Raw genomic sequence first — 224 nt, 5'->3', positions numbered from 1 at the left:
CGACGACGCCGCACACAGCGGAATCCCCGCATTCACAATGCTCGCCCAACAGATCCACAAGCACTACGACGGAATCATCGCAGCAGTAGAACTCGGCATCTCCAACGGACTCATCGAAGGAATCAACTCAAAGATCAGACTCATCAACGCTCGCGGCTACGGACACCATTCCGCCGAATCGCTGACCTCGATGATCTACCTGAACCTCGGAGGAATCGACCCCA

At 55.8% G+C, this 224-nt stretch carries 1 protein-coding gene; it reads left to right on the top strand.

Annotated elements, in window-relative coordinates; genetic code table 11:
- Positions 1-224 (top strand): transposase (locus QM806_RS41205; protein ID WP_502943963.1); only part of this gene is annotated, 224 nt, incomplete at both ends.

The sequence above is a fragment of the Rhodococcus sp. IEGM 1351 genome, assembly GCF_030056875.1.
Lineage (GTDB): Bacteria > Actinomycetota > Actinomycetes > Mycobacteriales > Mycobacteriaceae > Rhodococcus_F > Rhodococcus_F opacus.
The sequence above is the reverse complement of the archived record's forward strand: the minus strand, read 5'-3'. Positions and strand labels throughout refer to the sequence as shown.